Origin of the sequence: Tistrella mobilis KA081020-065, assembly GCF_000264455.2 — a bacterium.
Classification (GTDB): Bacteria; Pseudomonadota; Alphaproteobacteria; order Tistrellales; family Tistrellaceae; genus Tistrella; species Tistrella mobilis.
On sequence record NC_017956.1, the window covers coordinates 1637671 to 1651633 of the forward strand.

The 13963-nt window shown below is 68.4% G+C and carries 15 protein-coding genes; 14 read left to right on the plus strand and 1 reads right to left on the minus strand.

The features are described from left to right. Window positions 1-76 precede the first annotated feature (76 nt). Genes TMO_RS07390 through TMO_RS07450 form a run of 14 tightly spaced genes read left to right on the plus strand, consistent with a single transcriptional unit; the run spans window position 77 to window position 12020 of the window. Window positions 77-745 (plus strand): cytochrome c3 family protein, encoded by a 669-nt coding sequence (locus tag TMO_RS07390; RefSeq protein WP_014744986.1) that lies wholly within the window; start codon window positions 77-79, stop codon window positions 743-745. Next, window positions 729-2579 (plus strand): TAT-variant-translocated molybdopterin oxidoreductase, encoded by a 1851-nt coding sequence (locus tag TMO_RS32090; protein ID WP_014744987.1) that lies wholly within the window; start codon window positions 729-731, stop codon window positions 2577-2579. The genes TMO_RS07390 and TMO_RS32090 overlap by 17 nt, the downstream gene beginning before the upstream one ends. Further along, a complete protein-coding gene (locus tag TMO_RS32095) occupies window positions 2576-3781 on the plus strand; it encodes a 4Fe-4S dicluster domain-containing protein (protein WP_014744988.1) in 1206 nt (401 codons plus the stop codon). The genes TMO_RS32090 and TMO_RS32095 overlap by 4 nt, the downstream gene beginning before the upstream one ends. After that, on the plus strand, window positions 3778-5127 hold the full coding sequence (gene nrfD, locus TMO_RS07400; RefSeq protein WP_014744989.1) for an NrfD/PsrC family molybdoenzyme membrane anchor subunit: 1350 nt from the start codon (window positions 3778-3780) through the stop codon (window positions 5125-5127). Before TMO_RS32095 ends, nrfD begins: the two co-directional genes overlap by 4 nt. Further along, on the plus strand, window positions 5120-5680 hold the full coding sequence (locus TMO_RS07405) for a DUF3341 domain-containing protein (RefSeq protein WP_014744990.1): 561 nt from the start codon (window positions 5120-5122) through the stop codon (window positions 5678-5680). The genes nrfD and TMO_RS07405 overlap by 8 nt, the downstream gene beginning before the upstream one ends. Continuing rightward, entirely contained in the window at window positions 5677-6210 is a 534-nt protein-coding gene (locus TMO_RS07410) for a c-type cytochrome (protein ID WP_014744991.1), read from the plus strand. Before TMO_RS07405 ends, TMO_RS07410 begins: the two co-directional genes overlap by 4 nt. Further along, entirely contained in the window at window positions 6207-6956 is a 750-nt protein-coding gene (locus TMO_RS31630; protein WP_014744992.1) for a hypothetical protein, read from the plus strand. The genes TMO_RS07410 and TMO_RS31630 overlap by 4 nt, the downstream gene beginning before the upstream one ends. Further along, window positions 6928-7317 carry a hypothetical protein gene (locus TMO_RS07420; RefSeq protein WP_014744993.1) on the plus strand — a complete coding sequence of 130 codons (390 nt, stop codon included), beginning with the start codon at window positions 6928-6930 and terminating at the stop codon, window positions 7315-7317. Before TMO_RS31630 ends, TMO_RS07420 begins: the two co-directional genes overlap by 29 nt. Continuing rightward, window positions 7314-7745: a hypothetical protein gene (locus tag TMO_RS07425; RefSeq protein WP_014744994.1), complete on the plus strand. Its 432-nt coding sequence runs from the start codon at window positions 7314-7316 to the stop codon at window positions 7743-7745. The genes TMO_RS07420 and TMO_RS07425 overlap by 4 nt, the downstream gene beginning before the upstream one ends. Then, window positions 7742-8545, plus strand: a complete 804-nt coding sequence (locus TMO_RS07430) for an SCO family protein (RefSeq protein ID WP_014744995.1) — start codon at window positions 7742-7744, stop codon at window positions 8543-8545. The genes TMO_RS07425 and TMO_RS07430 overlap by 4 nt, the downstream gene beginning before the upstream one ends. Next, a complete protein-coding gene (gene coxB, locus TMO_RS07435) occupies window positions 8542-9492 on the plus strand; it encodes a cytochrome c oxidase subunit II (protein WP_014744996.1) in 951 nt (316 codons plus the stop codon). The genes TMO_RS07430 and coxB overlap by 4 nt, the downstream gene beginning before the upstream one ends. Then, the gene (locus TMO_RS07440; protein ID WP_014744997.1) at window positions 9489-11114 is read left to right on the plus strand and encodes a cbb3-type cytochrome c oxidase subunit I; all 1626 of its coding nucleotides are present in this window, start codon (window positions 9489-9491) and stop codon (window positions 11112-11114) included. Before coxB ends, TMO_RS07440 begins: the two co-directional genes overlap by 4 nt. Then, window positions 11107-11742: a cytochrome c oxidase subunit 3 gene (locus tag TMO_RS07445; protein ID WP_014744998.1), complete on the plus strand. Its 636-nt coding sequence runs from the start codon at window positions 11107-11109 to the stop codon at window positions 11740-11742. The genes TMO_RS07440 and TMO_RS07445 overlap by 8 nt, the downstream gene beginning before the upstream one ends. 2 nt (window positions 11743-11744) lie before the next feature. Then, complete coding sequence (locus TMO_RS07450; protein ID WP_051045327.1) at window positions 11745-12020, plus strand: cytochrome C oxidase subunit IV family protein; 276 nt, start codon at window positions 11745-11747, stop codon at window positions 12018-12020. 4 nt (window positions 12021-12024) lie between these two features. On the opposite strand, the gene TMO_RS07455 is transcribed toward TMO_RS07450, so the two are convergent. Beyond that, window positions 12025-13716, minus strand: a complete 1692-nt coding sequence (locus tag TMO_RS07455) for a bifunctional protein tyrosine phosphatase family protein/NAD(P)/FAD-dependent oxidoreductase (protein ID WP_041604871.1) — start codon at window positions 13714-13716, stop codon at window positions 12025-12027. Between the last annotated feature and the right edge of the window lie 247 nt (window positions 13717-13963).

Below are 13963 nucleotides of genomic sequence, written 5' to 3' on the forward strand. Positions count from 1 at the left end.
GGGGCTTTCGAGACTGCAACCACTTGTTCGGCAGCAGGGGGCAAGGCTGCCGCCGGACGAAGAGGGCAGGGGCGCAATGCCGCAGATTTTCACCAAATCGGCCGATACACGGCTCAGGGCCGCGCTGCTTCTGGTCGCCCTTGCCGCCGTCGGCGCCGTTCTGTTCATCGGGGGATACATGGAGTCGAGCTATGCGACGCTGATCGGCTGGGTCCGGGACCAGCCGGTACCGTTCAGCCACGAACATCATGTCGGTGGGCTGGGGATCGACTGTCGCTATTGCCACACGGCCGTGGAGACCAGCGAACATGCCGATCTGCCGCCGACCCATGTCTGCATGACCTGCCATTCCCAACTCTGGACCGGTGCGCCGGTGCTGGCGCCTGTGCGCGACAGCCTGGCCACGGGCCGGCCGATCGCCTGGCAGCGCGTCGCACGGCTGCCCGATTACGTCTATTTCAACCACGCCATCCATATCGACCGGGGGGTGCCCTGCGTCACCTGCCATGGCCGGATCGACCGGATGCCGCTGACCGCACGGGCCGAGCCCTTCCAGATGCGCTGGTGCCTGGACTGTCACCGCGATCCCGCCCCGCGGTTGAGACCGCCCGATCAGGTGACCCGGATGGACTGGTCCGAATGGGACGCCCACCCCGAACGCCATGCCCTGTATGGCGAGATGATGATCAAGGTCTATGGCATCGAGCCTGCGAAGCTCGACGATTGCGATGTCTGCCACCGGTGACGCCCCGAAAACGGAGGCGACGGATGCGGCGGCCCGGCTGAGGGGGCAGCTGCACGGCAAGACCGGCCGCGTGTTCTGGCGCAGCCTGGACGAACTGACCGCGGCCCCCGGCTTCCGCGAGGCGGTGGCGACGGAGTTTCCCGGTTTCGCCCGGCTGATGCCCGAGGTGGACCGCCGATCGGTTCTGAAGGCCATGGCCGCCTCGCTGGCCCTTGCCGGCTTCACCGGCTGCGAGGGTGAGAGCGACGAGGCGGCGCTGCCCTATGTGAATGCGCCCGAATTCATGGTGCCGGGTGAGCCGCGCTGGTACGCGACGGCGGTGACGCTGTGCGGTTATGCCCAGCCGGTGCTGGGCAAGACCCATGTCGGCCGGCCGGTGAAGCTGGAGGGCAATCCCGACCATCCGGCGACCCGCGGCGGCACCGATCCGTTTCTGCAGGCCGCCCTGCTCGACCTCTACGATCCCGACCGGTCGGCTGCGCCGTTGCGGGACGGGCGGCCGGTAACCTGGGCAGAGGTCGACCGCGCGCTGGCGCGCCTCGTTTCACTGCTGGACGGGACCGGCGGGCAGGGCTTCCGCCTGCTGACCGGGACCGTCACGTCCCCGACACTGGCCCGGCAGATCGGGGCGATGCAGGCGCGCTGGCCCGGCGCGCGCTGGCATGTGTTCGAGCCGCTGGCCGAGGATGGCCCGCGCCGGGCGGCGGCGCTTGCTTTCGGCCGGCCGCTCGACCGCCAGCCGGCACTGGAGGCGGCAGAGGTGGTCGTGGCGCTGGATGACGACCTGCTGGGGCCCGGGCCGCACCAGATCGTGACGGCACGGCGCTGGGCGGAGCGGCGGCGGGACTTTCAGACCGGGGCCGGCGACAGCCGGCTGATGGTGGCAGAACCCGTGCCCTCGCTGACCGGCACCCGGGCCGATGCCCGGCTGGTGACGCCGGCGCGGCGGATCGGCCGTCTGGCGGTGACCATCGCCGCAGAACTGGGTGTGGGCGAGGTGCCGGCGACCGGGCCGGCGCTGACCGCCCGGGAAAAGGGCTGGGCGATGCGTGCGGCCCGGGCGCTTGCCGCCGCGGGCCCGAGCGGGCTGTTCACAGTGGGGCCCCGCCACCCGGCGGAGGTGCAGGCCCTGGCCTTTCTGGTCAATGCCCGGACGGGGGCCCTGGGGCAGACGTTACGCTTCACCGAACCGATTGCGGCCCTGCCGCCCGATGGGCCTGAATCCTTCGACCGGCTGGTGGCGGACATGGCCGCCGGGCGAGTGACGGCGCTGGCGGTTCTGGGGGCCAATCCGGCCTATGCCGCCCCGGCCGGCAGCGGCTTCGGCGAGGCGGCGGCGCAGGTGGGCACGATCATCCATGCCGGGCTGCATGTCGACGAGACCGCCGCCATCGCCGGCTGGCATCTGCCGCTGGCCCACGAGCTGGAAAGCTGGAGCGATGCCCGGGCGGTGGACGGCACCGTCAGCATCATCCAGCCGCTGGTGCGGCCCTTCCACGATGTGCGTGGCCGGCACCGGGTGCTGGCCGGGTTGACCGGCATCCTGCCCGGCGGTGCCGAGCCGCCGGAGCGCGCCTGGGTGATGGAGACCTGGCGGCAGCGCTGGGGCGTGGCCTTCGAAGATCGCTGGCGGGCGGCCTTGCTCGCCGGTCTGGTCGAGGGCACGGCGGCACCGGAGGTGAGGCCCGATGCCGTGATCGACCCGCCGGTGGTGGCGGATGAACCGGTGGTCGACGGGCTGAGCGTGGTCTTCGGCCCCGACCCACCATCTGGGACGGCCGCTTCGCCGACAATGCCTGGCTGCAGGAGACGCCGAAGCCCGCGAACAAGGTGACCTGGACCAATGTGATCGGGATCAGCCCGGCACTTGCCGCGGCACGCGGGCTGAAGGGCGGCGATGTGGTGACGCTGTCCGCCGCGGGCCGCAGCCTGCAGGGCCCCGTCTGGATCACGCCAGGGCAGGAGGCCGATACGGTGTCGGTCACCTTCGGCTATGGCCGGCGCAAGGCCGGCAGGGTGGGGCAGGGCATCGGCTATGATGCCTTTGCCATCCGTCCACATGGCGAAATCTGGCATGTGGAAGAGGCCCGGCTTCAGGCGACGGGCGCCGGCCGGCGGATCGCGACCACCCAGGCCCATCAGGCGATGGACGGGTTCGATTTCGTCCGCACCGTGCCGCCCGATGCGCAGGACATTTCCCACCATCGCGCAACACCGGGACCGAAGGCGGCCGAAGCGGAACGGGCCCGGGCGCCGACTTTCTATCCCGTGCGGGAGAGCGGCGACGGGCCGTCCTGGGCGATGGCGATCGATCTGGACCTGTGCATCGGCTGCAATGCCTGCGTGGTCGCCTGTGTGGCCGAAAACAACGTCGCCATGGTGGGCGAGGATCTCGTCGCCGAAGGCCGGGAGATGCATTGGCTGCGGGTCGACCACTACTACGAGGGCGACCCCGCGGAGCCGCGCGCCTATTTCCAGCCCGTCCCCTGCATGCATTGCGAACAGGCACCCTGCGAGATGGGCTGCCCGGTCAATGCCACGGTGCACAGTTCCGAGGGGCTGAACGTCCAGGTCTACAACCGCTGCATCGGCACCCGTACCTGCTCGTCCTTCTGCCCCTACAAGGTCAGGCGGTTCAACTGGTTCGACTATACCGGCGACGATCCGGAAGAGCTGAGGGCGATGCGCAATCCCGACGTCACGGTGCGCGACCGCGGCGTGATGGAGAAGTGCACCTATTGCGTCCAGCGGATCAGCGATGCCCGGATCAAGGCCAAGATCGACGGCCGGCCGATCGGCGATGGCGAGGTGGTGACCGCCTGCCAACAGGCCTGCCCCACCCGGGCGATCACCTTCGGCAACATCGCCGACCCCGATGCCGAGGTGACCCGGCAGAAGACCGGACCCCGCAACTACGCCCTGCTGGAAGAGGCCAATACCTGGCCCCGCACCACCTATCTGGCCCGGATAGAGGATCCTGGTGAGACGGGGCCGGGTGAGAGCAGGGAGGGCAGCGAGGGGGAGGGTGCGGGATGAGCGACGTGACCGGCGGCGCCCGCGGCCCCTATGCGGCGGTGACAGCGGAGGTCACCGGCATCCCGCTGCACTATCCGGCGCCACGGGCCTGGTGGATCTGCTTCGGCGTGGCGCTGCTGCTCTTCGCCACCTTCCTGGCGGCGGCGGGGGTGCTGTTTCTTTACGGGGTCGGGGTCTGGGGCAACAACATCCCGGTCAACTGGGGCCTCGCCATTGCGAACTATGTCTGGTTCCTGGGCATCGGCCATGCCGGCACCCTGATCTCGGCCCTGCTGCTGTTGCTCAACGCTCATTGGCGCAATTCGCTGAACCGCTTCGCCGAAGCGATGACCCTGTTCGCGGTGATCTGCGCCGGGCTTTACCCGATCCTGCATCTGGGCCGGCCCTGGCGGTTCTACTGGGTCTTTCCCTATCCCAACACCATGGAGGTCTGGCCGCAGTTCAAGAGCCCGTTGGCCTGGGATTTCTTCGCGGTACTGACCTATCTGACGGTCTCGGTCGCCTTCTGGTATATCGGCATCGTGCCCGATCTCGCCGCCACCCGCGACCGGGCGCGCAAGCGCCGCCAGCAGGTGTTCTACGGCCTGCTGGCGCTGGGCTGGCGGGGCTCCGCCCGGCATTGGGCACGCTGGCGGCAGGCCTATCGGCTGACCGCCGCCATCGCGGTGCCGCTGGTGGTGTCGGTCCATTCCGAAATCTCGCTGCTCTTTGCCGCAGGGCCGATCCCCGGCTGGGCCTCCACGGTCTTCCCGCCCTATTTCGTGCTGGGCGCGGCCTTTTCGGGCTTTGCCGTGGTCTCGATGATCGCCGTGGTGCTGCGCCATGCGCTCGGGCTCGGCAATCTGGTCCGGCCGCGGCATCTGGACCTGCTGGGCAAGCTGCTGCTCGCGACCGGCATGATGACCGCCTATGGCTACTGTGCCGAAGTGTTCGACGTGCTCTATTCCGGCCGCGAACACGAAATCCGCACCCTGACCGACCGGCTGACCGGCGCCTATGCCTGGAGCTATTGGGGCGCTGTGATCGGCAATTTCGTGCCGCTGCAGCTGCTCTGGTTCCGCCGCCTGCGCAGCAGCCCGACCGCGCTGTTCCTGATCGGCCTGTCGGTCGCGATCGGCATGTGGTTCGAGCGCTACATGCTGCTGGTCAGCTCGCTCTATCGCGACTGGCTGGTCTCGTCCTGGGGCGAATACCACGCGAGTTTCTGGGAATGGGCCCTGTTCGCCGGCATGCTCGGCGTCTTCCTGGTGCCCTTCCTGCTGTTCGTCCGCGCCCTGCCGGTGATTTCGGCCTTCGAGGTGAACGAGGCTGCGCTGGAAGAAAAGGAGGCGCGCCGGGATGCGTGAACCCGCCCCCGCCGGCAATGTCTTCGGCATGATCGCACAGTTCGACGATCCCGACCGGCTGAAGGACGGCATCCGCCGCCTGCGCGACCAGGGCTATCGGCGGATGGAGGCCCATACCCCGTTCCCGATCGAGGGGCTGGCCGAGATGCTGGACTTCCGGGACAACCGTATCGCCTGGGCCACCTTTGCCGGCGGCGTGCTGGGGGCCGCTACGGGCTATGGCATGCAGGTCTATACCAATCTCGACTATGTGATCGATATCGGCGGCCGGCCGCTGATCTCGAACCCGGCCTTCATGCTGATCACGTTCGAGCTGATGGTGCTGTTTGCGGTGCTGGCGGGGATCGGCGCCATGCTGCTGCTCAACCGCCTGCCGCGGCTGCATCATCCGCTGTTCGACGTGCCCGCCTTCCACATGGCCAGCACCGACCGGTTCTTTCTGGTGGTCTATGCCGATGACGACCGCTTCGACCCGGCAGCCACCCGGGCTGCGCTGGAGGCGCTGTCGCCGATCGGCATCGAGGATGTGCTGCAGGGGGAGGCGCCGGAATGAAACGTCTGGTCCTGTTGGCGGCCGCGCTTGCCCTTCTGCCCTCGTGCGACGAGATGAGCTACCAGCCGCGCTATGATTCCTACGAGCCGAGCGGGTTGTTCGCCGACGGCAAATCCCGCCAGGCGCTGCCGGCCGGTACCATGGCGCGAGGCGACGAGGTGCCGCTTGCGGCCCTGAACACCCGGCCGGAGATGAGCATGGAGCTGCTCGCCCGCGGCCGGGAGCGGTACGAAATCTACTGCACCCCCTGCCACGACCAGGCCGGCTATGGCCGGGGTATCGTGCCGGCGCGCGGCTTCCCCGAGCCGCCGAGCTTTCATATCGCCCGGCTGTGGGGGGCGCCCGACAGCCATATCGTCGACGTCATTACCCGGGGCCATGGGGTGATGTTTTCCTATGCCGACCGGGTTACCCCTGCCGATCGGTGGGCGATCGCGGCCTATATCCGGGCGCTGCAACTCAGCCAGGATGCGCCGGCCGGACTGCTGGACGACCAGGATATGGCCCGTCTGGCGGAGGGGGCGCCATGACCCCTGCTCCCAACACCACCCCCGCCCCCAACACGACCCGCGCGGCCGGAGGCCGGATCCGCGGCCTCTGGATGCTGGCCCTGGCCCTGATCCTCGCCTCCCTCGGCTGGATGATCGCAGAGCCGGCGGTGCTGGCCGGCTGGCTCGCGGCCTCGGCCTTCTGGTCGGGGCTGCCGCTGGGTGCGCTGGTGCTGGTCATGATGATCCGGATCATCCCAGGCAGCTGGCGCCAGGAATTGAGCGGGCCGGGAGAGGCGATGCTGCTGCTGTCGCCGCTGATGGTGCTTGCCGCCCTGCCGCTGCTGATCATGCCCGGTGCGGTCTATCCCTGGGTGTCGGGGCCCGAGCGGACCGGTTTCCGCACCCTCTATCTCACCCCCTGGTTCTTCTCCCTGCGGACGGTGATCTTTCTGGCGGTGGTGGCCGGCTTTGCGGCCCTGCTGCTGCTTGCCCGGCGCCGGCCGGTCGCCATACCGGCCGGCGGGCTGATCCTCGTCACCCTGCTGCACACCATGTTCGCGGTCGACTGGCTGATGTCGCTGGAGCCGGGATTCCATTCCGTCGGGTTTCGGGCTCTATGTGCTGTCGATCCAGGCCGCCTCGGCACTGGCGGTGGCGATCCTGATCCGGTTGCGCAGGGGCGGCGGCGCGGCGCGGCCGGGCATTCTGGGCGGGCTGCTGCTCTCGGCCCTGCTGCTCTGGATCTATTTCGCCTTCATGCAGTACTTCATCAGCTGGTCCGATGATCTGCCCGACAGCGTGCTCTGGTATGAGCATCGCGCGGACGGGATCTGGACGGTGGCCATCTGGCTGGTCGCGGCGTTGAGCTTCGTGCCCGCCCTTCTGCTTCTGTTCCCGCCGGTCCGCCACCATCGGCGCCGGCTGACCGGGCTTGCGATCGCAGTGCTGGTCGGCCGGATGCTGGAAATGGCCTGGCTGGTGCTGCCGGTCACGGCGGGACGGGCGGGGGCGCCGGCGACGTCGATCTTTGTGGTTACGGGACTGAGCCTTGGAGGTCTGGGCCTGCTGGCGGGGCTGTCGCTGCCGGCGCTGCTGGAACGGGCCGCGCGGCTCCGTGCGCGGCGCAGCCGGGAGGACCGACCATGACCGCCACCCACCGTAACCGCCGGGACGACCAGGGCTTCGAGCCACAGGACGTACCCGCCCGCGGCGTGGTGCGTGCCGTGATCGGGCTCTTCGCCGGGATTGCACTCTCGGCGGCGCTGGTGGCCGGGCTGGTGGTGCTGCTGACCCCCGGGGTGGGGCCGGAACAGCCGCAGGCGATCGGCGATACCCGACCGGGCCCCGCCGGACCGCGTCTTCAGGTCGATCCGCGCCGCGAACGCGCGGCGGTGGAAGCCGCGGCCGCGGCAAAGCTTCAGGGCTATCGCTGGATCGACGGCCCCGGCCGGCGGGCGCATATCCCGATCGACCGGGCGATGCAGATTCTGGCGGCCCGCGGCTGGCCCGCCCATCCCACCCATCCCGCTCACCCCGCGCCAGACCAGGGGCAGGGGGAAGGGGCGACGCCATGATCCGCCTTGCCGCCATTCTGCTGACCCTGATCCTCGCCGCCCTGCCGGCCGGCGCCCAGGCCCCCTTCGACCCCTTCGACCGGGCGGGTATCGATCCGAAGCCCGGGGCGAGGGTGCCGCTGGATCTGGCCTTCCGCGACCAGACCGGTGCGCGCGTCACTCTGGGCGAGCTGGGCGGCGGCCGGCCGATCCTGCTGGCGCCGGTGCTGCACGACTGCCCGAACATCTGCGGCGTGACCATGGCCGGCCTGGCCCGCGCCATGCAGGCGCAGGACTACACGGCCGGCCGGGACTTCGCGGTGGTCGCCTTCGGCATCGACCCGCGTGAGGGGCCGGAAACTGCCCGCGCCAGCCTGGACGAGCTGACGCAGGGCTTCCCGGATCTCGGCCATGGCGCCATGGCGGCCGTGACCGGCCAGGCCGCCCAGATCCGGACCGTGACCGATGCGCTGGGCTTCCGCTATGCCTGGGACGAGAGTATCGGGCAATACGCCCATGTCGCCGCCGTGGCGGTGCTGACGGCCGATGGTCGTCTGGCCCGCTGGCTTTATGGTGTGGCGCCGGAACCGACCGATCTGTCGCTGGCCCTGACCGAGGCCGGGGAGGGGCGGCTCGGCGACTGGGGCGATCAGCTGCTGCTGCTCTGCTATCACTATGATCCGAAGACCGGCCGCTATGGCTCGCTGGTCTCGTGGGCGCTCAGGATCGGCGGCAGCGCCACGGTTCTGGCGGGGGCGGGGCTGATCGGCCTTGCGGTGCTGCGCGAACGGCGCCGGCGGAGCGGGGGGCCGCGCTCATGACCGCCTCCCTTGCCCCCTGGATCACCGAGGCATCGGCCCATGCGGCCGAAATCGACCGGCTGGCCCTGGCCTTCAGCCTGTTGATCGCGGCCCTGTCGGTGCCGGTCTTCCTGCTGCTGGTGGTGTTCGCCATCCGCTATCGCCGCGGCCGCAAGGTCGACCGCCGCCATGCCCCCGACCGGAATGTCTGGCTGGAGACCTCTTGGGCGCTGATCCCCTTCCTTCTGATCCTGATCTTCTATGTCTGGTCGACCAGCAGCTATATCGACCTCTACGAGCCCCCTGACGACGCGCTGGAAATCAACCTGGTGGCCAAGCAGTGGATGTGGAAGGTCCAGCATCCGGGCGGTCAGCGAGAGATCGACGAGCTGCACGTGCCGGCGGGGACGCCGGTGCGGCTCAACATGGCATCGCAGGACGTGATCCACAGCCTTTATGTGCCGGCGCTCCGCCTGAAGCGCGATGTGGTGCCGGGGCGCTATACCAGCCTGTGGTTCACCGCCGACCGCCCCGGAACCTATCGGCTGACCTGCGCCGAATTCTGCGGCACCGATCATTCCACCATGGGCGGCCGGCTGGTGGTGATGCGCCCGGCCGATTATGCCCGCTGGCTGGCAGAGTCGGATCTTGACCCCTCCCTTGCCGAACAGGGGGCGCAGCTGTTCCGCACGCTGGGCTGCAGCGGCTGCCACGGGTCGGGTTCGACGGTTCATGCGCCGCCGCTCGACGGGCTCTATGGCAGCCCCGTACCGCTGGATGACGGCCGGGTGATCACCGCCGACGACCGCTATATCCGCGACTCGATCCTGCTGCCGCAATCCGAGATCGCTGCCGGCTATCCGCGCATCATGCCGACCTTCCGCAACCTGCTGGACGAGGAGCAGGTGATGAAGCTGGTGGCCTATATCAAGTCGCTGCGGCGCCAGGGCTGGAAGGACGGACCATGACCGCGACCACCGCGACCGAACGGGCAAGCTATCTGGGGGCGGGGCATACGCTGCGCTCGTGGCTGTTCACCACTGATCACAAGCGGATCGCGATCCTCTACATGATCTCGGTCACCCTGTTCTTTTTCGTGGGCGGGGCGGCCGCGGCCCTGGTCCGCGCCGATCTGCTGACGCCCGAGGGCGATCTCCTGAGCAATGAGGGCTATAACCGGGCCTTCACGCTGCACGGCGTGATCATGGTCTGGTTCTTCCTGATCCCGTCCATTCCCAACACCTTCGGCAATTTCCTGCTGCCGTTGATGATCGGCGCGCGCGACCTGGCTTTCCCGCGGCTGAACCTGATCAGCTGGTACATCTACATGCTGGGCGGGCTGTTCACGCTGGTGGTGCTGATCACCGGCGGGGTCGATACCGGCTGGACCTTCTACACGCCGCTGTCGTCGATGTTCGCCAACGGCAATGTCGTGCTGGTGGCGGTGGCGGTGTTCATCGTCGGCTTTTCCTCGATTCTGACCGGGCTCAATTTCATCGTCACCGTCCACAAGCTGCGGGCGCCGGGCATGACCTGGGGGCGGCTCAGGCTGTTCGTCTGGTCGCATTATGCGACGTCGATCATCCTGGTGCTGGCGACGCCGGTGCTGTCGATCGCCCTGGTGCTGATCGCAGCCGAACGGCTGTTCGGGCTGGGGGTGTTCGATCCGGCGCTGGGGGGCGACCCGCTGCTGTTCCAGCACCTGTTCTGGTTCTACAGCCACCCGGCGGTCTACATCATGGTGCTGCCGGCCATGGGAGTGGTGAGCGAGCTGGTCGCGGCCACCGCGCGCAAGCCGGTCTTCGGCTACTGGTTCGTGGCGGGATCGTCCATGGCGATCGCGATCATCGGCTTTCTGGTCTGGGGCCATCACATGTTCGTGGCCGGACAGTCGATGTATGCAAGCGCGGTGTTTTCCTTCCTCAGCATCGTGGTCGCGGTGCCGTCGGCGATCAAGGTCTACAACTGGACGGCGACGCTCTACAAAGGCCATATCGCGCTCGACCCGCCCTTCTTCTTTGCGGCCGGCTTCATCGGCCTGTTCGTTCTGGGCGGATTGACCGGGTTGATCCTGGCCATGCTGGCGATCGACGTCCATCTCCACGACACTTATTTCGTCGTGGCGCATTTCCACTACATCATGGTCGGCGGCACGGTCTCGGCCTATTTCGGCGCCCTGCATTTCTGGTGGCCCAAGATCAGCGGCCGGATCTATCCCCGGCTCTGGGGCACGCTGTCGGCCGTGTTCATCTTCCTGGGGTTCAACCTCACCTTCTTCCCGCAATTCATCCTGGGCTATCTGGGCATGCCGCGGCGCTACCACAGCTATGACCCGGCCTTTCAGGTGCTGCACATCATGTCGACCACCGGCGCCTCGATCCTGGCGGTCGCCTATGTCATGCCCTTCGCCTATCTGTTCTGGTCGCTGCGCTATGGCCGGCCCGCGGGCCCCAACCCCTGGGGCGTGACCGGGCTGGAATGGACGGTCGCCTCGCCGCCGCCCAAGCACAATTTCTACCCGCCGCCCGTGGTCTCGGAAGGCCCCTATGACGGCTATGAGGTGGAGATGAAGGGGTCGAAACATGGCTGAGAACGTCCGGCTGCACGACCCCTATGCCCGGCCCGTGCAGCAGCGCACCGCCGATCTGATGGGCATGTTCGTCTTCCTCGGCACCGAGATCATGCTGTTCGGCGGGCTGTTCGCGGCGATCTATGTGGTTCGCGGCCTGCACCCGCACGAGGTGGTGGAAGCCTCAAAGCGCCTGCATCTGTTCATCGGGGCCGCCAATACCGCCATTCTGCTGACCTCCAGTCTGGCGGTCGCCGTGGCCGTGCGGGCGGCGCGGGCCGGGCGGGTGCGGCTCGGCTGGATGCTGCTTCTGGGCGCGGCTTTGACCGGGCTTCTGTTCCTGGGCGTCAAGGGCATGGAATGGGGAATGGAGGCAGAGGAAGGGCTGCTGCCGTTCAGGGGGGTGTCGGGCAGCCTGTCGGGCCCGGTCGACCGGCTGTTCATGAACCTCTACATGATCGCGACCGGACTGCACGCGATCCATGTCAGCATCGGCGTGGTGCTGCTTGCGGGCCTTGCCCTCAGGATCGGCCTCGGCCGCCTGCAGCTGCCGGAACGGGCGGTGGTGGTGGAGGTCGCGGGCCTCTACTGGCATCTGGTGGATGTGATCTGGGTCTTCCTCTATCCCGCGCTCTATCTGATACGGTGAGAATGATGACCGGTATCGGACGGCTGATCCTGATCTGGGCGGCACTGCTGGTGCTGCTGGCGGCCACGGTGGCGGCAAGTGCCGTTCTCCACGGCGCGGCCAGCCTGACCGCCAGCCTGCTGATCGCCGCGATCAAGGCGGGGCTGATCTTCTGGTTCTTCATGCATCTGGGCGAAGAGGCGGGGCTCGTCAGGGTTATGGCGCTGGGCGCCATTGCCTGGCTCGGCATCCTCTTCGCGCTGTCGGGCGCCGACTACGCCACCCGCGGCTGGTGGTGAGCGATCATTGCGCCGATGCGGGAAGGGCAGGTTTGGGTTTCGCCAGCCATTCGCGGCCACGCAGCATCGCTTTCCAGTACATCCAGGGCAGCATCCGTTCTTTCAGCAGCCAGGCGAGGTGGCTGGGCCGGCGGCCGTCGATCAGCCAGTTCGGGAAGCTCGGCAGCAATTTGCCGCCATAGCCGAATTCGGCGAGCACGATCCGGCCGCGCTCCACGGTCAGCGGGCAGGATCCGTAGCCGTCATAAACCGCGTCGCCCCCCGAAATCAGGCCCAGATCGCGCAGCAGATTGTGGGCCACGACCGGCGCCTGCTTGCGGGCGGCGGCCGCGGTCTTGGCATTGGGTGCGTTGCAGACGTCGCCCAGGCCATAGACGCCGTCATACTGCCGGTGCCGCAGGCTCGACGGGTCGACATCGACCCAGCCGTCCGCATCGGCAAGCGGCGAGACCTTCACGAAATCGGGCGCGCATTGCGGCGGCACGACATGGATCATGTCGAAACCGCGCTCCACCGTGCTGGTCTGCCCCGCGGCATCGGTGCGGGTGAACCAGGCGGTGCGGGCGGGCCCGTCGATGCGGGTCAGCCTTTCCTGGAAGCGGAGATGAATGCCGTAGCGCTCCACATAGGACATCAGCGCCGGCACATAGTCTTTCACGCCGAACAGCACCGCCCCGGCGGTGCAGAAATTGATGTCGATCCCGGAGAGCACAGCCTGCCGGCGCCAGTGGTCGGCGGACAGATACATCGCCTTCTGGGGTGCGCCCGCGCATTTGATCGGCATCGGCGGCTGGGTGAAGATCGCCCGACCGCTCTTCATGCCCTGGACCAGCTCCCAGGTGTAAGGGGCCAGGTCATAGCGGTAATTCGAGGTGACGCCGTTGCGCCCCAGCGTCTCGGCCAGGCCCGGAATGGCGGTCCAGTCCAGCTTGAGGCCGGGGGCGACGACCAGCGCCCGCCAGGTGATCACCCGGCAGCCATCAAGGATGACGGCCCTGGCATCGGGCTCGAAGGCCGCCACAGCCGCTTTGATCCAGGTGACGCCCGGCGGGATCAGCGAGGCCATCGTCCGGGCGGTGGTGCGGGCATCGAACACGCCGCCACCGACCATGGTCCAGCCCGGCTGATAGTAGTGGATATCGGCCGGATCGATGATCGCGATGTCGAGATCGGGCTTGCGGGCCTTCAGGCTGGACGCGGCGGCGATACCCGCGGCGCCACCGCCGACGATGACCACGTCGTGGTGGAGGCTGGTGCCATCCACCGGCGTGCGGCCGCCATTGGCGATCCGGCGGGCGACGCCGGTCATGTCGTAGCCGGCCGCTTTTGCGGCGGCGATGATTTCGGGCAGCGGCCGGCCGCGGGCGGCTTCGGCCAGCGACCAGAGCGTGGCCGAGCGCGTACCCGAACGGCAATAGGCGAGCACCGGCCGCGGCAGGCGGTCGATCAGCCCGGCAAAGGCGCCGGCCTGGTCATCCGTCACCTTGCCCGAGGCGACGGGCAGAAAGGCGGCCTCGATCCCGGCGGCCTGTGCCGCCTGGCGGATTTCCTCGAAAACCGGCTGATCGGGGCCTTCGCCGTCGGGCCGGTTGCAGATGACCGCGCGAAAGCCGGCGGCGGCCAGATCGGCCATGTCTTCCGGATGGATCTGGGGCGCGACCGAGACTGTCGGCGACAGGGCGTGCGTGCGGGGCATGGGATGGTTACTCCCGTCGGGGCCGGTCCGGTGTGGTCGCGTGCGGGCATGCGCCCTCGCGCGCGGCGCAGGATCGTCAGGATCGGCCGGTGATATATAACCTGTAATTGAGAAGCCGGCCGGACTACCGCGTGGCGAGGCCTGCGCGGATCGGCCCTTGCGTGGCCGGCTCAGCCGGTGGCCGGGGACGGGACCATGGGGGTTTCCTCCTGTTCTTGATATGTCTGTGTCTGCAGGGGCCGTGCGT

Coding starts and splice junctions, on each gene's coding strand:
- TMO_RS07390 (WP_014744986.1), top strand. CDS start 77: ATGCCGCAGATTTTCACCAAATCGGCCGATACACGGCTCAGGGCCGCG.
- TMO_RS32090 (WP_014744987.1), top strand. CDS start 729: ATGTCTGCCACCGGTGACGCCCCGAAAACGGAGGCGACGGATGCGGCG.
- nrfD (WP_014744989.1), top strand. CDS start 3,778: ATGAGCGACGTGACCGGCGGCGCCCGCGGCCCCTATGCGGCGGTGACA.
- TMO_RS07405 (WP_014744990.1), top strand. CDS start 5,120: ATGCGTGAACCCGCCCCCGCCGGCAATGTCTTCGGCATGATCGCACAG.
- TMO_RS07410 (WP_014744991.1), top strand. CDS start 5,677: ATGAAACGTCTGGTCCTGTTGGCGGCCGCGCTTGCCCTTCTGCCCTCG.
- TMO_RS31630 (WP_014744992.1), top strand. CDS start 6,207: ATGACCCCTGCTCCCAACACCACCCCCGCCCCCAACACGACCCGCGCG.
- TMO_RS07420 (WP_014744993.1), top strand. CDS start 6,928: ATGCAGTACTTCATCAGCTGGTCCGATGATCTGCCCGACAGCGTGCTC.
- TMO_RS07425 (WP_014744994.1), top strand. CDS start 7,314: ATGACCGCCACCCACCGTAACCGCCGGGACGACCAGGGCTTCGAGCCA.
- TMO_RS07430 (WP_014744995.1), top strand. CDS start 7,742: ATGATCCGCCTTGCCGCCATTCTGCTGACCCTGATCCTCGCCGCCCTG.
- coxB (WP_014744996.1), top strand. CDS start 8,542: ATGACCGCCTCCCTTGCCCCCTGGATCACCGAGGCATCGGCCCATGCG.
- TMO_RS07440 (WP_014744997.1), top strand. CDS start 9,489: ATGACCGCGACCACCGCGACCGAACGGGCAAGCTATCTGGGGGCGGGG.
- TMO_RS07445 (WP_014744998.1), top strand. CDS start 11,107: ATGGCTGAGAACGTCCGGCTGCACGACCCCTATGCCCGGCCCGTGCAG.
- TMO_RS07450 (WP_051045327.1), top strand. CDS start 11,745: ATGATGACCGGTATCGGACGGCTGATCCTGATCTGGGCGGCACTGCTG.
- TMO_RS07455 (WP_041604871.1), bottom strand. CDS start 13,716: ATGCCCCGCACGCACGCCCTGTCGCCGACAGTCTCGGTCGCGCCCCAG.